The sequence below is a fragment of the Brevundimonas sp. Root1423 genome (genome assembly GCF_001426805.1).
In genome coordinates this window covers 81,068-100,278 of the sequence record NZ_LMFL01000017.1, presented here as the reverse complement: position 1 = coordinate 100,278, position 19,211 = coordinate 81,068, and the positions used below count along the sequence as shown (strand labels likewise).

Here is a 19,211-nt window from a genome sequence, read left to right as displayed (position 1 = left end):
GGTCCCCGTAACGCGAAAGCAGGGGGCCACATATCGGTTCCGGGCTAGCCGCCCGCGCTCCGCGACCTCCCCGTCCCTTTCCGGCGGAAACGCCGGCGAGCGCTTCAGCCTGCCCGGTCTTTGAAAATGGCAATGGATTCCGTGCATCCCGGCGAAAGCCGGGACCCCGTTCTTTCGCGGCGCACGCTGCATGGGACGGGCGGACGAAGATCACCGGAGCCGCCGGATCACCCAAAGCACTGGGTCCCGGCTTTGGCGGGGATGAGCGGATGGGAAGGCCGCACCCTCCCTCAAGCGGGAGGGAGAACCTCGCTCCGGTCTTTGAAACCTAGAGCCCCGCCGCCCAGTCCGTGGCCCGGACGAGGCTGTCGACGATGCCGGGCTCGGTCGAGGCGTGGCCGGCGTCCTTGACGATGTCCAGCTTCGCTTCCGGCCAGGCCCGGTGCAGGGCCCAGGCGCTGGCGATCGGCGTCACCACGTCGAACCGTCCCTGGGCGATCCAGCAGGGGATGTGCCTGATCCGGCCGATGTTCTTCAGCAGCCAGCCTTCCTCGGGGAAGAAGCCGCCGTTCATGAAGTACCAGCATTCGATGCGGGCGAAGGCGACCGCGAACTCGGGCTCGGCGAACTTGTCCGGACGCGCGTCCGGGCCCTCGACGCTGACGGTCTCGCCTTCCCAGCTGGACCAGGCGATGGCGCAGCGCTCGCGCTCCGCCTTGTCGTCGCCGGTCAGCCGCTTGTAGTAGGCGCCCATCAGATCGTGGCGCTCGTCCTCGGGGATGGGGGCCAGGAATCGCTCCCAGGCGTCGGGGAAGATGTTGGAGGCCCCGTCCTGGTAGAACCAGTGCAGTTCCGGCCTGGTCAGCAGGAAGATGCCGCGCAGCAGCAGCGCCTCGGCGCGCTCGGGATGGGTGATGGCGTAGGCCATCGACAGCGTCGATCCCCAGCTGCCGCCGAACACCACCCATTTGTCGACGCCCAGCAGCTCGCGCAGGCGCTCGATGTCCTCGATCAGCGTCCAGGTCGTATTCTCTTCCAGCGAGGCGTTGGGCCGGCTCCGGCCGCAGCCGCGCTGGTCGAACAGGACGATGCGGTATTTCGCGGGATCGAAATAGCGCCGCATCCCCGGATTGACCGCGCCGCCCGGGCCGCCGTGCAGGACGACGACCGGCAGGCCCTGGGGATTGCCGCATTCCTCATAATAGATCTCGTGCACGCCGCCGGTCGGCATGTAGCCGGTGGCGTAGGGCTCGATCTCGGGGAACAGTTCACGGCGGGACGTTTCGGGCGCAGGGAAAGCCATACGATAATCGGATCTCTGTTCGCGCCGTTCAGGCGGTGACGGTTTGTGACCGCAATGCGGTAACGGCGAGTAAAAGCCAAGCCGCGATCATCAGAACGCCGCCGATCGGGGCGACCGCTCCCATGACAGGCAGGCTCAGAAGGGCGACGGCCGACAGGGCGAGGCAGAACACCAGTCCGCCCGCCGCCGCCAGCCAGCCGGCCGCGGCCACGAGACGCGAACCGGACGGCCAGATGGCGCAGACCAGGGCCAGCACGGCGTGGACCAGCTGATAGTGGCCGCCGGTCGTCAGCAGGGTCTTGATCTGCGGCCCGGCGCCATGGGCGGCGAACGCGCCGATGGCCACGGCCATCGCTCCGTTCACGGCGGCGAAGACCGCCAGGCTGCGCATCACTTTCATGACGGAACGCTAGCCGACAGAATCCTGCGAGTCTGCTATTGCGCGCTCCATGACCGCCGCCCAGCGCCTGGCTTTGCAGTATGTGTTGCTCTTCGGCGCCACCGGGGTCAGCCTTCCGTTTGCAGGCTTATGGTTAAGCTCGCGGGGGTTGAGCGGCGCGCAGATCGGGACCCTGCTGGCCGTCCCCATGCTGGCCAGAATCATCACCGGCCCGTTGCTGGCGGTCTGGGCCGACGGCTTCCGACTCCGGCGCACCCCCATCGCCCTGCTGGGCGTGGTCATGACGCTCGGCTACGGCGCCGCCGGCCTCGTGGACGGCTATCTCGCCTGGGCGGCCTGCTGGTTCGTCGGCGCCACCGCCATGGGGATTCTGGTGCCCCTGACCGACGTGCTGAACCTGCGTCTGGCCGGCCGGCTGGGCTACACCTTCGCCTTGCCCCGGGCCTTCGGCTCCGCGGCCTTCGTCGCCGCCAACATGGTCATGGGCGCGATGCTGCTGACCCTGCCGGCCGACGCGATCATCGTCTGGCTGGTCGTCGCCTCCCTCGGCCTGGCCGTGGTCGCGGTCCTGGCCCTGCCGCCCGAGCCGGCGGCCGATGGGGCGCCCTTGCGCGGCCGCGAACGGTTCCGCGGCCTCGGCCGGCTGGTGAAGGACCCGACCTTCATGACCGCCATCTTCGCCATCGGCGCGGTCCAGGCGGCGCACGCCTACCAGTACGGCTTCTCCGCCATCCTGTGGAAGGCCGAGGGGATCAGCGAGGCCGTCACCGGCCAGCTCTGGGCCTTCGGCGTCGTGGCCGAGATCGCCCTGATGTGGCTGTTCGAACCCTGGCGCCGCCGCGCGGGCGTCGATCCCTGGATCATGCTCGTCGTCGGCGCGGCCGCCGCCGTGGTCCGCTGGAGCGCCATGGCCTTCGCCCCGCCGCTGTGGCTGCTGTGGCCCCTGCAGGGGCTGCACGCCCTGACCTTCGCGGCCACCTTTCTCGCGGGAATCCAGATCGTCGAGCAGCTGGCCCCGCGCGACAGCCAGACCGCGGGGCAGATGCTCAGTTCGGTGCTGTCGGCCGGGGTCCTGATCGGTCTGGCCACGGCCGCGTCAGGCGCCCTCTACGACCGGTACGGGGCAGGCGGCTACTGGGCGATGGCGGCGATGGCGGCCGCCGGCCTGCTGGCCGCGCTCCCGCTGCGAGGTCAGCTGGCGCGCGAGCGGGGCAGGGGCGACAGGTGACGCGCCATCGCCTCGGCCGCGGCCTTCACCGCACGCTGAACCTCGGCGTCGGAGGCGTTTTCGGGCGCTCGAAGCAGCCCTACGGCCGGCGTGTCCAGCCCTTCCGGCAGGGCCGAGAGCACCCGGTACAGCAGATAGCTGCCCGCATCGTCCTCGGCGTCCGAGCTGGTCTCGACCCGCAGCCCCGCCTCGTTGAGCGCGCCGACGATGTCCGCCGCCGGCGCCGTCGCCCTTGCGACGGCGGGACCGACGCTCGTGAGGCGCCGCACGCCGTCCAGTGAACGGTTCTCGGCCCGGATCTGCAATCTGAAGGCGGCGCTGCGGCGCGTGCGCCCCACCAGCAACACGGCCCGGCAGTGCCGGTCGTCAAGATGCGTGGCCAGGGTTTCGGCCAGGACGTCGGGCTCTCCGCCCGGGACAGCGACCGTTCGAACCCCGGAGGGGCTCCAGGGTCGGCCGGACAGGTCCTCGACGGGGTCCCAGCCGGTGTCATCGGCGTCATATGCGCAGATCACGATCGCGGGGCGATGATCGGGCGGCGTCTCGTCGGCTATGTCGGGCATGGACCCTGCTTACGCGTGACAGATGCGTGACAGCGCGAACGGTGTCGCCATCCCGTGGCCCCCGTCAAGACGAAATCGCCTTCGGGACCGGTCTCGCATGCCCGTTCCCGTGTCAGGCGAGATCGCCGATGGCGGCGTCCAGCAACATATAGGCCCGGCCGCCGTCGGAGGTCAGGCGGGCCTGGATGCCGGCCGCGTCGCCCGCGTCGGCTCTCGCCGTCAGATCGCGGGCGAAGGCCCGGACGTAGGCCTCCGCGTCTCCGCGCAGATCCGGATCGGTCAGGACCCGGCGGGAGACGCTGCGCACCGCGGCGGGCGCCACGCGGCGGACGATCTGGCGCGCGCGGTCCGGATCCCGCTGGGCCACAGCCTGCGCGGCCTCCTCGATGCGGGACCGGGGCAGGAGGGCGTTGGGATCGACGCCCATGCGCCGGATGGCGGCGATGACGCGGTCCTCCAGTCCGGCGATGTCGGCGACCGGCATGACCGGCGTATCGAGGTCCAGCGGCGCCTCGCCGGGGCCGTCGTCGACGAGGTCGCTCCAGCCCAGACGGTCTTCCGTCGATGTCGCCGGCGGCGCCGAACCCGGCATCGGCTCCAGTTTCAGCCGCCCGCGCAGGCCGAAACCGCGCGATTCCTCCCCCTTGGCGGGGCGCTCGCGCGGGGCTTCCGGTTCGACCGGGGGCGAAACCGGCGCGGGTTCACGGCGGCGGATGGCCGGCGTGTCGCCCGACACCACCCCCATAAGCCGGACGGCCTCGGTCAGCATGTCGTAGTTGCGGCGCACCCGCTCCTGGAAGCCGGAGTCCAGCGCCTCGGTGTCGGCGGCGGCCTTCTGGGAGGCCGCGGAAAGGGCCGCCAGGCCGTCTTCCACCGACGTTCGCACGGCGTCGATCCGCTTCTGCGCCTCTTCCGGCAGGCGGGCGGCGCGTTCGTCCAGATCGCCTATGGTCTCGCCGATCCGGGCGAGGGCCGCATTCATGCGTTCGAGCGTGGATTCCAGCTGCTCCAGCGCCCGTTCGCCGGCCTCGTCGACCAGTCCGCCGGTCTCCACCACGATCTTGCGCGCGCTGTCGACGCGGGCGTCGGCCGCCTGATCGGCCTTTTGCGCCGCTTCGAACAGGGCTTCGCCGAGCCGGTCCGCCCGCATGCTGGCCTGTTCAGCCGCCTCGGCGGCGGCGGCGCGGGATTCCTCGGCTGTGGCCTGCAGCGCCGACAGCGCCAGGCGGGTTTCCTCGACGAGCGCGTCGCGCGCCTCGGCGGCCAAGGCCTCGAACCGGTCCAGCGCCAGCTTGGTGGCCGCGTCGAACCCATCGGCCTCGCGCTGGGACATCTCGACCAGGGCGCGGAATTGATCGGTCGCGGCCTCGACCAGATCCCTGATCGTTTCGGCCGTGCGGGTCGAGGTCTCGCCCAGTTCGCCGGCGGCCGTGCGGCTGGCCGAAAGCTGTTCGGTCAGCTGGGCCCGCTGGCTTTCGACCTGTGCGGAGAAGTCCTCCTGATCGGTGCGCAGGGCATAGGCGGCGGTGACCAGCGCCGCACGTTGCTGGCCCAGGCCTTCCTCGACGGACTGGATCTGTTCAGCGACGCCGGAACCGGCGTTCTCGAGGCGCAGGGTCTGCCGGGCCAGATCGTCGGCGGCCACGCGCGCGGCGTCCTGGGCCTCGCCCGCGGCGGCGGCCAAATCCGCGGCCCGGGCCGCCAGAGCGGCCTCGGCTTCGCGGAGCTGGGTCTGGGCCAGGTCCGAGGCGTCGACCACCATGCGCGACTGGCGCTCGACGGCGTCGATCACGCCGGCAGCCTGGGAGTCCAGCTGGACGCCCAGCGCCGCCATCTGGGTGCGTTCGCCGCCCAGCTGTTCCGTCAGCCTGCGTGCGGTGCGGCCGGCGACCTCGGCGGCCTCGTTGAGACGAGTGGTTTCCTGCGACAGGGCTTCGCGCAACAGGGCCATATCGTTGCGGGCCCGCTCGGCCGCGAGCGACGCCTGATCAATGTCGTTGCGCAGGGACTGAAGGACCTCGCCGGTCTGCTGCGCCGCCAGGGCGGTCGGAGCGACGAGGGCCTCGGACAATTCGCGGGCGCGGCGGGTTTCGACGGCCAGGCCGGCGCCCTGGCGGACGGCGTGGGCCAGCATGATCGCCATACCGGCCGGGGCCAGGGCGATCAGCGCATAGACCGCCAACCGCAACGGCTCCAGCTCCACGGCGCCCGAACCGAACTCGTACATGAACCAGGCCGCGACGCCGCCGATCCACAGGGCCGAGGCGACGCCGGCGACCAGATAGGCGTGCCGGCCCGACGGCGCGGCGGTTTCGCGCCGGCGCACCGATGTCGGCACAGGGGCGGGGTCGCGGGCGACCGGCGGCGCGTCGGCGGACACCGCCAGCTCGAGCGCACCGGCCGGCCAGGGGTCCGCGCGAGCCGCCTCGACGGCCGCTCGCTCCTCGGCACGGCGCTGCTCCTCGGCCAGCCGGCGTTTGCGGCGCTCGGACATCGGACGGTCGGCGACGGGCTCGGCCGGCGGCTGATCCGCCGCGGGCGCGGAGTCGGCGATCCCGGCCTCCGGATCCGGTTCGGTCAGGTTCAGCGGGGGCCGTTGGCGGGGTGGCTTCATGGTGCGGCGATCTCGTCACGGAGCGGCGTCGGCGACCGACGCGCGATAGGACGCAACGACCCTAACGAGTCAATCGCGGCGCGCAAAGGCGACGACCAACGAATCCGGCGAAGTCCACGTCGCGGATCAGCAGTCCCGCTTGCGATCGGAGGAAGCGGAGAAGATCGCGGCCGAGGCCGCGTCGTCACAGTCGCGGACACGATGGATTTCACGCTGGGATTTTTGCGGCGTGTCGAGGTCGAGACCGAACTGCGACAGGGCAGCGGCGGCCAGAATGGCGACGAATCCCGCGATAAACTCGATCAGCGCCTGCATCGCCGATCTCCCTGTCCCGACTGCGGCAAATCTTATGCACCCAAAACCGCGTTCGGACAATCGGGGGCGACATGAACAAAGCGTCACCATTGACCATCCGCATCAAGCCATGGAACGGAAAGGGCCGGTGCGCGTCCTGTAAAGCTTGAGGCGACCAGCGCCCGCCACGTGAATGGGCCAGACCGCGCCATGACCGACTTCAAGGACGACAGCCGCAGTTTGCTGAAACCCGGCCACAACTGCTGGCGGGCGGAGACGGCGGACCGTTTCGCCGTGCTGATGGAGAACGCCGCCTATTTCGAAGCCCTGCGCTCGGCCTTGGCCAAGGCGCGGCGGTCCATCGTCATCCTTGGCTGGCAGTTCGACCCGCGCACCCGGCTGGACCCCGAGAGTCCCCACAACGATCACCAGGCCCAGATCGGCCATCAGCTGCGCATGCTGGTGAAATCGAATCCGGACCTCGATGTCCGACTGCTGATCTGGAAGTCGCCCCTCCTGATCGCGGCGTCCCAGGGATTCTATCCGCACAGGGCGCAGGGCTGGTTCCGCAAGCGGATGGTCGAATTCCGGCTCGACCAGCCGGGTCCCATCGGCGCCTGTCATCATCAGAAGGCCGTCATCATCGACGACGCCGTGGCCTTCTGCGGTGGGGGAGACATATCGACCGATCGCTGGGACTCGGAAGAGCATCTGGACGGGGATCCGCGACGCTGCCAGCCGTCGGGGGAAATCCCGTCGCCGCGCCACGAGGTCATGGCGGTTATGGACGGCGCCGCGGCGCGGGCCCTCGGGGATCTCGCGCGCGAGCGATGGTTCCGCTCGACCTGGGAGCGGACAGTGTCCGACAAGGTCGACACCGACCCCTGGCCCGACGGCGTCGAGCCGGACATGCGGAACGTGCCGGTGGCCATCGCGCGCACCGAGCCGGCCACGGGCGGGCGCGCCGAGGTGCGCGAGAACGAGGCGCTGCACCTCGACGCCATCCGCGGCGCGAGGAAGCTGATCTATCTTGAGAACCAGTATTTCACCTCGCCCGTCATCGCGACGGCCCTGGCCGAACGCCTGGCGGAGGAGGACGGGCCGGAAATCGTGCTGGTGTCGACAGGCAGCAGCCCCAGCTGGTTCGACCGCATCACCATGGACACCGCGCGGTCGGAAATTCTTTTCCGGCTGGAGCAGGCGGACCGGCACAACCGCTTCTTCGCCTTCACGCCCTACACCAAGGGCGGCGAGCGGATCATCGTTCACGCCAAGGTGTCGATCTATGACGATGCGGTCCTGCGCGTCGGCTCGACGAATCTGAACAACCGCTCCTTTGGCTTCGACACTGAATGCGACGTCGCGGCCGAGCCCGTGGACCAGGCCGGACGCGACGCCATCCGCGCCTTCCGCCACCGTACGATCGGTCACTGGATCGGCATCAAGGCGGCCGAGTTCGCGGCGGCCGAGGCGACAGCCGGAACGGTGGGCCAGGCCATTCAACGGTTCGACACGGGGCGGATGCACACCCTGGGCGCCGAGCCGCCGTCTCGCGCGGAACGGATCATCGCCGAGTTCCAGCTCGGCGATCCGACCTCGACCCGCGACGCCTTCAGGCCCTGGAAGCGCCGGACGCGGTCGCACCGGACCCTGCCGGCGCCCGGGCAGTCCTGATCTCGAAGTCGATGATCAGCGGCAGGTGGTCGGACGCCATCCGCGCCAGAGGCGAGAACGGCGCCTTGACGCCGGTGACCACGACTTCGGGGCTGGTGAAGCAGTGGTCGATGCGGATGGCCGGGAAGCTGGACGGGAAGGTCTTGACCGAAGGCCGCAGCCCGAGGCTGCGCTGGCAGTCCGCGAGTTTCGAGGCCAGCGCCTGATAGGGGCGGGTCACCGAGGTGGCGTTGAAATCGCCGGTCAGCAGGGTGGGGCCGGTGCAGTCCGGATGGCCCAGCCAGTCTCCACCGATCAGGGCGGCGGCCTGGAGCCTTTGCTCACGGGGAACCAGCCCCAGATGGGTGTTGATGACGTTCAGGGTGGCGCCGTCGATATCGATCGCCGCCCACAGCGCGCCGCGGGGCTCCAGGCCGGGAACGCCGCGGATGGTCGGCAGCGGACCTGACTTCATCAGCCGCTCGGGTCGGGCGGTGAGGATGGCGTCGCCGTACTGCTCGGCTTCCACGCGCATGGCGGCGTGGAAGTGGAAAGTCATGGCCAGCTGGTCGGCGATCGACTGGGCCTGATCGACGAAACCGGTTCGCGCCCGCCCGACGTCCAGTTCCTGCAGGCAGACGATGTCGGGCTCATGCTCGGCTATGACGCCCGCGACCCGCCCGACGTCCAGCCGTCGGTCAACGCCGACGCAACGGTGCACATTGTAGGTCAGCAGGCGGGGCATTGAATCGGAACGGTCCAGCGGGGGTGATGGCGGCCAGCCAATACCACGGGGGGAATGCGACACCACAGCGGCGGTGTGTCGGAGTCAGATCACGACCAGCTTGTCCTCGACCTCGTTCGGATCACGCGGTTTCGGCGGGAAGTGTTCGGCCAGCACGGCGCCGCACAGGGCGATGGCGTCGACGAACCCGCCGGCAGGGTCGCCGCGTCGCAGCCCCCTGACCAGACTCTCGACCGCATCCGCCCAGACCGCCTGGTCAACCTTGCCGTGGATTCCCTCGTCGGCGACGACCTCGACCTGATGATCGCCAAGGGCGGCGAAGATCAGCACCCCGGTCCGGGCCTCGGTTACATGAAGACCGTGAGCGAGGAACTGCTGCAGCGCCGCCTTGCGCACGCGCGCCTGCCGTATGCTTCGGGGCGTGACGCTCCGCGCTACGGCGGGGATGGAGGTGAGCAGGAAGACCACAAGGAAGACGACAGCCTGGATGAGGGCGTAGGCCCCCAGGGCCAGGCCCACGGTCACGTCGCTGGAGGCCAGGTGCGCCGCCTCCCAGCCGCTGCCCAGGCCGGGCACCCAGGCGGGTTCGAAGCCGAACGGAATCAGGCCCAGCGGCAGGATCAGGGCCGCCGCCGCCGCCCATCCCAGGGAGATGTCGCGGTAGGACGACACTCTCCGCGCCATGACACAGAAGATCTCGCCGGAGGTGCGGGCTTCGGCAAGGCGGATGGCCTCGGCGATGCGGTCGTGCACGTCCGGGGTCAGTTTGATCACCATCCGCCTGAAGCGCCCCCGCCGCCGAAACTGCCGCCGCCGCCGCCAAATCCCCCGCCGCCGCCACCGCCGCCGAAGCCGCCGCCTCCGCCGCGACCGCTGTTGCGCAAGGCTTCCGACGCGGCCCAGATCAGCACGGGGCCGACGCCGCTTCCGCGTCGCGGGCGTCCCCGGCCGGCGCCGCCCATCATCCGCAGCAGCAGCATCACGAAGATCAGGGTGATGATGACGGCGATGCCGATCGGAGGCTTTGATTTCGGGCGTTCGGCCGCCGCGGCGCGGGCTTGGGCCTCCGCCGGGTCGAGCCGCAGCTGCTGGTCGATCGCGTCCACGCCCTGTTCGATGCCGCGCTCGTAAAAGCCTTCCTTGAACGAGGGCAGGATCTCGTTCTGGATGATGAGGGCAGACACGGCGTCGGTCAGAACCCCTTCGAGGCCGTAGCCGACCTCGATTCGCACCTTGCGCTCCCGGGGCGCGACGATCAGCAGGACGCCGTTGTTCTTGTCCGCCTGCCCGATGCGCCAGGCCCGGCCCAGTTGGTATCCGTAGTCCTCGATCTCATAGCCCTGAAGATCCGGCACGGTGACAACGACCAGCTGATCGGTGGTGTCGCGCTCCAGCGCGGCCAGCTTTTCGGCCAGCGCCTGCTCCTTCGCATCCGAGATCAGGTCGCCGTTGTCGACGACCCGGCCGCTGAGGGGCGGAAACGTCGGGCCGGTCTGGGCCAGCGCCGGAGCCGCGACCAGCCAGACGGCGGCCAGCAGGACCGTCAGGAAGGCGGCGGCCCGGCTGATCGACATCGCCGGAAGTATGCGGCTCACTGGGCCGTCGGCGCTGCGGGCGGCGCGGCGCCGGGAGCGACGGCGGGCGCCGCGCCGCCCGGCCGAGCGGACGGGTTCAGGGCGTCGAAATTGACGTTGGGCGCGGTCTGGGCGGTCTCGGTGGCCGTGAACAGCTGCATCGGCTCGGACCCCCCATGGATGGTCTTGGCCCAGATCACCGTCGGGAAGGTCCGCAGGCTTGTGTTGTAGTCGCGAACGGCCTCGTTGTAGTCACGCCGCGACACCGCGATGCGATTTTCCGTGCCTTCAAGCTGCGACTGGAGGGCGATGAAATTCTGGTTCGACTTGATCTCCGGATAGCGCTCCACGACCAGCAGCAACCGGGACAACGCCTGCGAAAGCTGGCCCTGCGCCGCCTGATAGCGCTGGAAGGCGGCGGGGTCGCTGAGCGTTTCGGGCGTGACCGTCACGCCGGTGGCCGCGGCGCGGGCCTCGATCACCTGGGTCAGGGTGGTGCGTTCGGCGATCGCGGCGCCCTGGACCGTGGCCACCAGATTGGGAACCAGGTCGGCGCGGCGCTGGTACTGCGACTGGACGTCGGCCCAGCGCGCCTTGGCGGCTTCTTCCTTGGTCGGAATGGCGTTGATGCCGCAGCCCGCGGCCGCGGGGGCCAGGACCACGACGGCGGCGAGGGCCGAAACACGAGGCGAAAACCGGATCATCGACATCTCCTGACAGATCAGATTCCGACTATCGGGGTTGAGCGGCGGCGGTTCAAGCGTCCAGCGGTTCCGGCGCGACACCCGCCGCCCGGCACGCCGCCGTATAGGTGTTGGCCAGCAGGCAGGCGATGGTCATGGGGCCGACGCCGCCGGGAACCGGCGTGATCCGACCCGCGACCATCCGGGCCTCCTCGAAGGCGACGTCGCCGACCACACGGGTCTTGCCCTCGGCCGCCTTCACCGGATCCCGCGACGGCACGCGATTGATGCCGACGTCGATGACCGTGGCGCCAAGCCTGATCCAGTCCCCCCGCACCATCTCGGCCCGGCCCACGGCCGCGACCAGGATGTCGGCGGTCCGGCACAGCGCGGGCAGATCGCGGGTGCGCGAATGGGCGACCGTCACCGTGCAGCTCTCGCCCAGAAGCAACTGCGCCATCGGCTTGCCGACGATGTTGGAGCGGCCGACGATGACGGCGTTCAGGCCCGACAGGTCGCCCAGCTCGGCCTTCAGCAGCATCAGGCATCCCAGCGGCGTGCAGGGAACCAGCCCCGGCAAGCCGACCGCCAGCCGGCCCGCATTGACGACATGGAAGCCGTCCACGTCCTTGTCCGGGTCGATGGCGCCCAGCACCGCGGCCGTATCGATGTGACCGGGCAGGGGCAGCTGCACCAGGATGCCGTGGATGCCGGCGTCACCGTTCAGGTCGGCGATAAGGGCCAGCAGGTCCGCCTGGGTCGTCGCCTCGGACAGGCGGTGGGTGTCCGATCGGAGGCCGGCGCGCAGCGTCGTCTCGCCCTTGTTGCGGACGTAAATCTGGCTGGCGGGGTCCTCGCCGACGATGACGACGGCCAATCCCGGCGTGACGCCATGCGCCTGTTGAAGCCGGGCGGAGGCGGCGGCGACGCGGTCGACCAGGCCGGCGGCGAAAGCCTTGCCGTCGATCAGGGTCGCGGGGGCGGGATCGACCGTCATGGCTTTCGGTTCCGGTTATGGGGAAGGCGCGCCCGCCGCGATTTACAGATGGCGCGGTTCGGCGTCTATGATCGCGGGCTGCAACCGGGGGACTTTCATGCGCCGTTACACCATCCTGACCGCCGTCAGCGTGCTTACCCTGTTGATCGCGGCGCCGGCTCTGGCGCAGACGGCGGTCCAGCTCCCGGTGGGCCGCACCATCGACGGGCAGATCGCCGAAGGCGACGCGACCGGTCCGGACGACGCCTTCCGCTACGACAGCTATGCCCTCAGCGCCCGCGCGGGCCAGCGGCTGGAGGCGGTGATGCGCTCCGCCGCGTTCGACGCCTACCTGGAGGTCTATGGCCCGGGCGAAGCCGCGGAACCGCTCTTCTCCGACGACGACGGGCTGGGCGAAGGCACCGATTCGCGGCTCCGTTTCACCGCGGATCGCGACGGCGTTTATGTGCTTAGGGCCAGGACGCTGTCGGGGCTCGAAGGCGGGGCCTACACCCTCGCCCTGACCGAACGGCCGCAGGCGCGGCCGGCGCCGCGCCCTGCCCGCATCCGCGTCGGGCAGAGCCTGCAGGGCCGTCTGGCGGCCGCCGATCCCGAAAGTGATGACGGCGGAAACTATGACGCCTTCGTCGTCCGCGCCCGTTCTGGCGAACGATTCGCGATCGACCTGACGGCCGAGGACTTCGACCCGGTATTGCGCGTCGGCCGGATGGAGGGAGCCGTCTTCACCGAACTCGCCATGAACGATGATGGCCCGGACACCGGACTGAACTCAAGGCTCGTCTTCACGGCGCCCCGGGCCGGCGAATACGTCATCAGGGCGACGGCGCTGAACGGCGCGGGCGAGGGCGCCTACACCCTCGCCGTGGCCCAGGGACCCGAGCCCGCACCCGCCCAGGCCATCGAGATCGGGGCCACTGTTCAGGGCGAGCTGGCGGCTGGCGATGGCAAGAGCGAGTCCGGCCGGTTCGCCGACGCCTACCGGTTCTCGGGCCGCGAAGGCCAGCGGGTTCGCATCGACATGAGCTCGTCGGATTTCGACACTTATCTTCAGCTGTTCGACGACAGCCGGGTCAGTCTGGCTGAGGATGATGACGGCGCCGCCGAAGGGACGGATTCGCGCCTCACCTTCACCCTGCCGCGCACCGGCGCCTACATCGTCGAGGCCCGCGCCTTTTCGGAAGACACCGGCGGCTATGTGTTGACGATCGCCGAGATCGAGCCCGAACGCCCGCCGGAGGCCCTGACATTCGGCTCGACCCTGCAGGGCGAAATCGCTGAAACCGATTCGACGGACAGCGAGGACCGTGGTTTCGACGCCTATTCCCTGACCGGTCAGGCCGGACAGCGGATTCAGGCCATCATGCGTTCAGGCGATTTCGACACCTTCCTGCAGATCGGCCGGGCCGGGGCGGAGTTCGAGGCGCTGGCGTCGGACGATGACGGCCTGGGGGAAGGGACGGACTCGCGACTGAACTACAGTCTGCCGGAAGCCGGCGACTATGTGCTGCGCGCCCTGCCGTTGGGATCAGATGGCAAGGGCCTGTATTCGCTGCAGCTGATCGACCGCGGACCCCAGCCGCAGCCGGGCAGCCTGCTGGTCGGCGCGACGGCGCGCGGAACACTGACCGAGGCGGACGCGACAGCCGAGGACAACAGCTATTACGATGCCTATCGCGTCACCCTGAAGGAGGACGAGAAGCTGCTGATCACCATGGTTTCCAACGAGGTCGACAGCTTCGTGGTGGTCGGCCGCGAAAAGGAAGACGGGACGTTCGAGAGCCTGGGGTCGGACGATGACAGCCTGTCGGACACCCACGCCAAGCTCGAATGGACCGCGCCGGCCGACGGGGTCTATGAGGTCCGGGCGGGGACCTTCCAGCAGGGTCAGACGGGCGCCTATGCGCTGAACGTCGAGAAGCAGCCATAGCGGTTGGCCCGGCGGCGGGACGTGCTAGACCCGAGGCATGGCGCGGCCGGCTGACGATTTCGACCTGATCCTCGTCGGCGGCGGTCTGGCCGCGAGCCTGATCGCCTGGCGGCTGGCGCTGGACCGGCCGGACGTCCGGGTCGCCGTCGTCGAGCGCGACGCGCGGCTGGGCGGGCGGCACACCTGGTCCTTCTTCGACAGCGACCTGCCCGAGGCGGATCGCGCATGGCTGGCTCCGGCCGTCGCCCATCGCTGGCCCGCGGGGCACGAGGTCTACTTCCCCGGCCGCAGTCGCACCCTGTCCACGCCCTACAACAGCCTGACGTCGGAAGCCCTGGATGCGGTAGTCGCCCCGCGTCTGGGCGACCGGCTCATCGTTGGCGAGGCGGCTTCAGTGGATCGGGAAGGCGTTATCCTGGCGGACGGTCGCCGGCTGTCGGGACATGGTGTGATCGATGCGCGAGGTCCGCGGCCGACGGCCCATCTCGACCTGGGCTGGCAGGTCTTCCTCGGCCGCACCCTACGGCTGACGCAACCGCACGGCCTGATCCGGCCCACCATCATGGACGCCACGGTCACCCAGACCGGCGGCTATCGTTTCGTCTATCTCCTGCCGTTCGATGCGCGGACGGTCATGGTCGAAGACACCAGTTATGCCGATGATCCGACGCTGGACCGGGCATCTCTCGGCGCGCGCATCAGCGCCTATGTCCGCTCCCGCGGCTGGGTCGTCGAGGCGGTGGCCGGAGAGGAAGAGGGCGTGCTTCCCATCGCCCTGGACGGCGACATCGACGCCTTCTGGGCCGAGGGCCCGCCCGTCGCCCGCGCCGGCCTGAGGGCCGCCCTGTTCCATCCGGTGACGGGTTATTCCTTGCCCGACGCGGTGGGCCTGGCCCGCGAGATCGCCGGAGCAGCCGATTTGGGGTCGGATTCGCTGCGGGCGCTGACCGAGGCGCGCTCGAAGCGGCTGTGGCGTGAGCGGGGCTTCTACCGCCTGCTGAACCGCATGCTGTTCCGGGCGGCCGAACCGCGTCAGCGCTGGCGGGTGTTCCAGCGCTTTTACGGTCTCCCGGAAGGCGTGGTGCGGCGCTTCTACGCAGGCGGCAGCACCCCGCTCGACAGGGCTCGCATTCTCGCGGGAAAACCGCCCGTGCCGGTCGCGGCGGCCCTGCGGCAGTGGCGTGAAACCGGACAGGGATCATCAGCGTGAGAGATCGGGCGGCGAAACGGGCGGCGGTTATCGGCGCGGGATTCGGCGGTCTTGCCCTGGCCATCCGGTTGCAGCGGGCCGGCGTGAAGACGACGCTGGTCGAGAAGCGCGACAAGCCGGGTGGCCGCGCCTACGTCTGGAACGATCAGGGCTTCGTCTTCGACGCCGGGCCGACGGTGATCACGGATCCCGGCTGCCTGGAAGAGCTGTTCGAGGGCACGGGCAGCAAGCTGTCCGACTATGTCGAGCTTCTGCCGGTCGATCCCTTCTACCGCCTGCTGTGGGAGGACGGACGCAGCTTCGACTACGCCAACGATCAGGCCGTGCTGGACGCCGAGATCGCGAAATTCCATCCGGCCGATGTCGAGGGCTACCGGCGCTTCCACGCCTATTCGGAAGAGCTGTACCAGGAGGGCTACGTCAAGCTGGGCGCGGTGCCGTTCCAGAGCTTCTGGTCGATGATCAGGGCGGCCCCCGAACTGGCCCGGCTGGAAAGCTGGAACAGCGTCCACGCGATGGTGGCGCGGTACATCAAGGACCCGCAACTGCGACAGGCGTTCAGCTTCCACACCCTGCTGGTTGGCGGCGATCCGTTCAAGACGAGCTCGGTCTACGCCCTGATCCACGCGCTCGAGCGGCGCGGCGGGGTGTGGTTCGCCAGGAGCGGCACGGGGGCCCTGATCGCCGGGCTGGCGCGGTTCTTCACGGATCTGGGCGGCGACCTGAGACTGAACGCGCCGGTGGACGCGATCAACATGGCCGACGGACGGACGACGGGCGTGACGCTGGAAGGCGGAGAAGTCATCCCGGCGGACATGGTCGGCTCCAACGCGGACGTGGTCCATACCTACGAGCGGCTGCTGGGCCATACGGCGCGCGGCAAGGCCAAGGCGAAATCACTGAAGGCCAAACGGTTCTCCATGTCGCTGTTCGTCTGCCATTTCGGACTGAAGACGCCGCAGCCTCAATTGGCGCACCATTCGATCTGTTTCGGCCCGCGTTACCGCGACCTGATCGGTGAAATCTTCAAGGGGCCGAAGCTGCCCGATGATTTCTCGCTCTATCTGCACAGTCCGTGCGCCACGGACCCCGGCATGGCGCCGGCCGGATGTTCGACCCACTACGTGCTGTCGCCCGTGCCGCATCTTGGGGCCGCCGATATCGACTGGGCGGTCGAGGGGCCGCGATATGGCGACAGGATCCTCGACTATCTCGAGGCCCGGTACATCCCGAACCTCAGGCGCGATCTGGTCACCAGCCGCATCTTCACGCCGGCGGACTTCAAGGGCGAGCTGAACGCCCATCTGGGCAGCGCCTTCTCGCTGGAGCCGATCCTGACCCAGAGCGCCTGGTTCCGGACCCACAACCGCGACGACCGCATTCCGAACCTGTATGTCGTCGGGGCCGGGACCCATCCCGGCGCGGGCATCCCCGGCGTCGTCGGCTCGGCCAAGGCGACGGCGGGGCTGATGCTGGAGCAGGAAAGCTGATGGCCACGGCCGACGCCATTCTGGAAGCTTCGCGGGCGTCGATCGTCAAGGGCTCGAAGAGCTTCCGCTCGGCGTCGCGGCTGTTCGATCCGGAGGTGCGGGAGGACGCCTGGCTGCTGTACGCCTGGTGCCGGGCCTGCGACGACGCCATCGACGGGCAGGATCACGGACACGGGCACGAGGACATCACGCCGGAGGAGCAGCGGCGCCGGCTGGAAGGCCTTTACGACCAGACCCGCCGGGCCCTGGCGGGAGAACCGATGGCGGATCCGACCTTCGCCGCCTTCCAGCGCGTGGCCCGCCGCCACCATCTGCCCGAACGCTGGCCGCTGGATCTGATCGACGGCTTCGCCATGGATGTGGACCATCGCCAGTACCGGACCGTCGACGACGTCATGGGCTATTGCTGGCATGTGGCGGGGGTCGTCGGGGTGATGATGGCCCGCGTCATGGGCGCGTCGGATCCCGAGGTGCTGCGCCGGGCCCAGGATCTGGGGCTGGCCTTCCAGCTGACCAACATCGCCCGGGACGTGGTCGAGGACGCGGAGAACGGGCGGGTCTATCTGCCGGCCGACTGGCTGGTCGAGGCGGGGCTGGAGCCGACCGCGGAGGCCGTGGCCGATCCGGCCAACCGGGCCAGGGTCCATGCCGTCACGACCCGGCTGCTGAAGCTGGCCGAACCCTACTACGACAGCGCCCGCGACGGTCTGCGGGGGCTGCCGTTTCGGTCGTCGATGGCGATCGCGGCGGCGCGGGGGGTTTATCGCGAGATCGGTCGCAAGGTGCGCCGGCGCGGGCCGGGCGTCTGGGGCCAGCGGGTGGTGGTGCGCAAGCCGATGAAGCTGTGGCTGTTCGGGCGAGGCTTTCTGATCGCCATCTGGACCCAGGTGTTGGACAAGGGCCGCGTCCCGCCGGCCCGCCCGGCCCTGTGGACCCGGGTCTAGCCCCGGCGATCGGCGCGCAGCCGCTTCAGCTCGGAATGCAGGGCTTGGGGATCCGGCGCCAGCAGGAAACCGAAGGAGACCGCCCCGCCCCGGCTCATCACCGCGTGGTGCAGCCGATGGGCCTGGATCAGGCGGCGCAGATAGCCGTGGCGCGGCACCCAGCGGAAGGGCCAGCGCTGGTGCACCAGGCCGTCGTGGAACAGGGCGTAGGCCGCGCCGTACAGGGTCACGCCCGTGGCCACGGCGTAGACCAGCCACGAGCCGGTCCACCAGCCGAGGCTGAACAGGCTGATTCCGGCGATGGAGCCGACCACGGCGTAGAGGTCGTTGGCCTCGAACGTTCCCGTTCGGGGTTCGTGATGGCTGCGATGCCAGACCCAGCCCCAGCCGTGCATCACATAGCGGTGCGACCACCAGGCGACGCCCTCCATCAGGGCGAAGACGCCGAGCGCGACGGCGATGAAGGCGGCGGGGATCATGGCGGGAGGATAGGCCGCGCCGCGGGGCGTTCCAACCGGGACGCGACGCCGCTAGGGTCGCAGGGAGAGTGGAGTGACCGTTTGACCGACATCACCGCCCGCAAGGACCAGCATCTGGACGTCATCCTGTCGGGCCGGGCGCGGCACGGGCTGGACAGCGGCTTCGCCGACATCCGCTTCGTGCATGAAGCCTTGCCCGACCTGGATCACGGCAAGATCGATCTGGGCGTCGACTTTCTGGGCCGGCGGCTGAAGGCGCCGCTGCTGATCAGCTCGATGACCGGCGGGCCGGCGCGGGCCGAGGCGATCAACGCCCGGCTGGCCGAGGCGGCGCAGCAGCTGGGCATCGCCCTGGCCGTCGGCTCGCAGCGCGCGGCGCTGGAGAGCGGCGGGGCGCCCGGGCTGGACATGGCCCTCAGGCTCAAGGCGCCCGACACGCCCATCCTTGCCAATATCGGCGCGGCCCAGCTGACGCGCGGCTTCGGCGTCGATGAGGCGCGGCGGGTGCTGGACATGATCGCCGCCGACGCCCTGATCGTGCATCTGAACCCGCTGCAGGAAGCCTGCCAGCCCGAGGGCGACCGCGACTGGTGGGGCGTCGGGGCGGCGCTGGAGGCCCTGGTCAAGGCGCTGGACGCGCCGGTGGTGGTCAAGGAGACCGGGGCGGGCCTGTCGGCGGCGACGGCGCGGCGGCTGCTGGCCATGGGCGTGGCGGCGGTCGATGTGGCCGGAGCCGGAGGCTCGAACTGGGCCACGGTCGAGGGCGAGCGGTCCGAGGGCGAGGCGGACAAGGCCCACGCCGCCGCCTTCGCCGACTGGGGCGTTCCCACGGCGCGTGCCATCGCCGAGGTCCGTGCGGCCTGCCCGAAGGCCCTGATCATCGGCTCGGGCGGGATCCGCGACGGGGTCGAGGCGGCCAAGGCCATCCGGCTGGGCGCCGACATGGTCGGTCAGGCGGCGGGCGTGCTGGCGGCCGCGACGGTCTCGACCGAGGCGGTGGTCGAGCATTTCCAGACCGTGATCCGGCAGATGCGCACCGTCTGCTTTTGCACCGGCTCGGCCAATCTGACCGCCCTGCGCAAGGCGCCGCTGCAGGACTGAACCAGG

At 69.9% G+C, this 19,211-nt stretch carries 18 protein-coding genes; 7 read left to right on the top strand and 11 right to left on the bottom strand.

What is annotated here, in order from left to right; all coding sequences use genetic code 11:
- Positions 1–328: 328 nt before the first annotated feature.
- Together pip and ASD25_RS12195 are read right to left on the bottom strand one after the other, a co-directional pair.
- The gene (gene pip / locus ASD25_RS12200) at positions 329–1,303 is read right to left on the bottom strand and encodes a prolyl aminopeptidase (protein WP_055832521.1); all 975 of its coding nucleotides are present in this window, start codon (positions 1,301–1,303) and stop codon (positions 329–331) included.
- A 28-nt stretch (positions 1,304–1,331) separates the two neighbouring features.
- Positions 1,332–1,703, bottom strand: coding sequence for a DUF423 domain-containing protein (locus ASD25_RS12195; RefSeq protein WP_055832519.1), 372 nt, complete (start codon positions 1,701–1,703; stop codon positions 1,332–1,334).
- 49 nt (positions 1,704–1,752) lie between these two features.
- Here ASD25_RS12195 and ASD25_RS12190 point away from each other — a divergent pair, with 49 nt between their 5' ends.
- The gene (locus ASD25_RS12190; protein ID WP_055832517.1) at positions 1,753–2,931 is read left to right on the top strand and encodes an MFS transporter; all 1,179 of its coding nucleotides are present in this window, start codon (positions 1,753–1,755) and stop codon (positions 2,929–2,931) included.
- Here the strand turns inward: ASD25_RS12190 and ASD25_RS12185 are convergent.
- From ASD25_RS12185 to ASD25_RS12175, 3 genes are all read right to left on the bottom strand, one after another.
- Positions 2,895–3,494 carry a hypothetical protein gene (locus tag ASD25_RS12185; protein ID WP_055832515.1) on the bottom strand — a complete coding sequence of 200 codons (600 nt, stop codon included), beginning with the start codon at positions 3,492–3,494 and terminating at the stop codon, positions 2,895–2,897. The two genes, ASD25_RS12190 and ASD25_RS12185, sit on opposite strands and share 37 nt — an antisense overlap.
- Before the next feature lie 112 nt (positions 3,495–3,606).
- Positions 3,607–6,108 (bottom strand): hypothetical protein, encoded by a 2,502-nt coding sequence (locus ASD25_RS12180; protein WP_055832513.1) that lies wholly within the window; start codon positions 6,106–6,108, stop codon positions 3,607–3,609.
- A 126-nt stretch (positions 6,109–6,234) separates the two neighbouring features.
- The gene (locus tag ASD25_RS12175) at positions 6,235–6,423 is read right to left on the bottom strand and encodes a hypothetical protein (protein ID WP_055832511.1); all 189 of its coding nucleotides are present in this window, start codon (positions 6,421–6,423) and stop codon (positions 6,235–6,237) included.
- 189 nt (positions 6,424–6,612) lie between these two features.
- Here ASD25_RS12175 and ASD25_RS12170 point away from each other — a divergent pair, with 189 nt between their 5' ends.
- Positions 6,613–8,076, top strand: coding sequence for a phospholipase D-like domain-containing protein (locus ASD25_RS12170; protein ID WP_055832509.1), 1,464 nt, complete (start codon positions 6,613–6,615; stop codon positions 8,074–8,076).
- On the opposite strand, the gene ASD25_RS12165 is transcribed toward ASD25_RS12170, so the two are convergent.
- The 5 genes from ASD25_RS12165 to ASD25_RS12145 all read right to left on the bottom strand — a co-directional run bounded on the left by ASD25_RS12165 (position 8,015) and on the right by ASD25_RS12145 (position 12,054).
- Complete coding sequence (locus ASD25_RS12165) at positions 8,015–8,800, bottom strand: endonuclease/exonuclease/phosphatase family protein (RefSeq protein ID WP_055832507.1); 786 nt, start codon at positions 8,798–8,800, stop codon at positions 8,015–8,017. The two genes, ASD25_RS12170 and ASD25_RS12165, sit on opposite strands and share 62 nt — an antisense overlap.
- An 84-nt stretch (positions 8,801–8,884) precedes the next feature.
- A complete protein-coding gene (locus ASD25_RS12160; protein WP_055832506.1) occupies positions 8,885–9,577 on the bottom strand; it encodes a TPM domain-containing protein in 693 nt (230 codons plus the stop codon).
- The gene (locus ASD25_RS12155) at positions 9,571–10,374 is read right to left on the bottom strand and encodes a YgcG family protein (RefSeq protein ID WP_055832504.1); all 804 of its coding nucleotides are present in this window, start codon (positions 10,372–10,374) and stop codon (positions 9,571–9,573) included. Before ASD25_RS12155 ends, ASD25_RS12160 begins: the two co-directional genes overlap by 7 nt.
- Positions 10,375–10,391: 17 nt before the next feature.
- Complete coding sequence (locus ASD25_RS12150; RefSeq protein WP_055832544.1) at positions 10,392–11,078, bottom strand: LemA family protein; 687 nt, start codon at positions 11,076–11,078, stop codon at positions 10,392–10,394.
- Between the two features lie 52 nt (positions 11,079–11,130).
- Positions 11,131–12,054 carry a bifunctional methylenetetrahydrofolate dehydrogenase/methenyltetrahydrofolate cyclohydrolase gene (locus ASD25_RS12145; protein WP_055832502.1) on the bottom strand — a complete coding sequence of 308 codons (924 nt, stop codon included), beginning with the start codon at positions 12,052–12,054 and terminating at the stop codon, positions 11,131–11,133.
- A gap of 97 nt (positions 12,055–12,151) precedes the next feature.
- Between ASD25_RS12145 and ASD25_RS12140 the strand changes: the two genes are divergently transcribed.
- Genes ASD25_RS12140 through ASD25_RS12125 form a run of 4 tightly spaced genes read left to right on the top strand, consistent with a single transcriptional unit; the run spans position 12,152 to position 17,625 of the window.
- Positions 12,152–13,981 (top strand): PPC domain-containing protein, encoded by a 1,830-nt coding sequence (locus ASD25_RS12140; protein WP_055832501.1) that lies wholly within the window; start codon positions 12,152–12,154, stop codon positions 13,979–13,981.
- Between the two features lie 37 nt (positions 13,982–14,018).
- Entirely contained in the window at positions 14,019–15,191 is a 1,173-nt protein-coding gene (gene crtY, locus ASD25_RS12135; RefSeq protein ID WP_055832499.1) for a lycopene beta-cyclase CrtY, read from the top strand.
- Positions 15,188–16,681: a phytoene desaturase gene (locus ASD25_RS12130; RefSeq protein WP_055832497.1), complete on the top strand. Its 1,494-nt coding sequence runs from the start codon at positions 15,188–15,190 to the stop codon at positions 16,679–16,681. Before crtY ends, ASD25_RS12130 begins: the two co-directional genes overlap by 4 nt.
- Positions 16,681–17,625 (top strand): phytoene/squalene synthase family protein, encoded by a 945-nt coding sequence (locus ASD25_RS12125; protein ID WP_055832495.1) that lies wholly within the window; start codon positions 16,681–16,683, stop codon positions 17,623–17,625. The genes ASD25_RS12130 and ASD25_RS12125 overlap by 1 nt, the downstream gene beginning before the upstream one ends.
- Here ASD25_RS12125 and ASD25_RS12120 read toward each other — a convergent pair.
- Positions 17,622–18,104 carry a sterol desaturase family protein gene (locus tag ASD25_RS12120; RefSeq protein WP_055832493.1) on the bottom strand — a complete coding sequence of 161 codons (483 nt, stop codon included), beginning with the start codon at positions 18,102–18,104 and terminating at the stop codon, positions 17,622–17,624. The two genes, ASD25_RS12125 and ASD25_RS12120, sit on opposite strands and share 4 nt — an antisense overlap.
- 81 nt (positions 18,105–18,185) lie before the next feature.
- Here ASD25_RS12120 and fni point away from each other — a divergent pair, with 81 nt between their 5' ends.
- The gene (fni, locus tag ASD25_RS12115; protein WP_055832491.1) at positions 18,186–19,205 is read left to right on the top strand and encodes a type 2 isopentenyl-diphosphate Delta-isomerase; all 1,020 of its coding nucleotides are present in this window, start codon (positions 18,186–18,188) and stop codon (positions 19,203–19,205) included.
- Positions 19,206–19,211: the final 6 nt, after the last annotated feature.

Bases quoted from the DNA above. Each gene is read 5' to 3' on its own strand.
- pip (WP_055832521.1), bottom strand. From the start codon at position 1,303: ATGGCTTTCCCTGCGCCCGAAACGTCCCGCCGTGAACTGTTCCCCGAG.
- ASD25_RS12195 (WP_055832519.1), bottom strand. From the start codon at position 1,703: ATGAAAGTGATGCGCAGCCTGGCGGTCTTCGCCGCCGTGAACGGAGCG.
- ASD25_RS12190 (WP_055832517.1), top strand. From the start codon at position 1,753: ATGACCGCCGCCCAGCGCCTGGCTTTGCAGTATGTGTTGCTCTTCGGC.
- ASD25_RS12185 (WP_055832515.1), bottom strand. From the start codon at position 3,494: ATGCCCGACATAGCCGACGAGACGCCGCCCGATCATCGCCCCGCGATC.
- ASD25_RS12180 (WP_055832513.1), bottom strand. From the start codon at position 6,108: ATGAAGCCACCCCGCCAACGGCCCCCGCTGAACCTGACCGAACCGGAT.
- ASD25_RS12175 (WP_055832511.1), bottom strand. From the start codon at position 6,423: ATGCAGGCGCTGATCGAGTTTATCGCGGGATTCGTCGCCATTCTGGCC.
- ASD25_RS12170 (WP_055832509.1), top strand. From the start codon at position 6,613: ATGACCGACTTCAAGGACGACAGCCGCAGTTTGCTGAAACCCGGCCAC.
- ASD25_RS12165 (WP_055832507.1), bottom strand. From the start codon at position 8,800: ATGCCCCGCCTGCTGACCTACAATGTGCACCGTTGCGTCGGCGTTGAC.
- ASD25_RS12160 (WP_055832506.1), bottom strand. From the start codon at position 9,577: ATGGTGATCAAACTGACCCCGGACGTGCACGACCGCATCGCCGAGGCC.
- ASD25_RS12155 (WP_055832504.1), bottom strand. From the start codon at position 10,374: ATGTCGATCAGCCGGGCCGCCGCCTTCCTGACGGTCCTGCTGGCCGCC.
- ASD25_RS12150 (WP_055832544.1), bottom strand. From the start codon at position 11,078: ATGATCCGGTTTTCGCCTCGTGTTTCGGCCCTCGCCGCCGTCGTGGTC.
- ASD25_RS12145 (WP_055832502.1), bottom strand. From the start codon at position 12,054: ATGACGGTCGATCCCGCCCCCGCGACCCTGATCGACGGCAAGGCTTTC.
- ASD25_RS12140 (WP_055832501.1), top strand. From the start codon at position 12,152: ATGCGCCGTTACACCATCCTGACCGCCGTCAGCGTGCTTACCCTGTTG.
- crtY (WP_055832499.1), top strand. From the start codon at position 14,019: ATGGCGCGGCCGGCTGACGATTTCGACCTGATCCTCGTCGGCGGCGGT.
- ASD25_RS12125 (WP_055832495.1), top strand. From the start codon at position 16,681: ATGGCCACGGCCGACGCCATTCTGGAAGCTTCGCGGGCGTCGATCGTC.
- ASD25_RS12120 (WP_055832493.1), bottom strand. From the start codon at position 18,104: ATGATCCCCGCCGCCTTCATCGCCGTCGCGCTCGGCGTCTTCGCCCTG.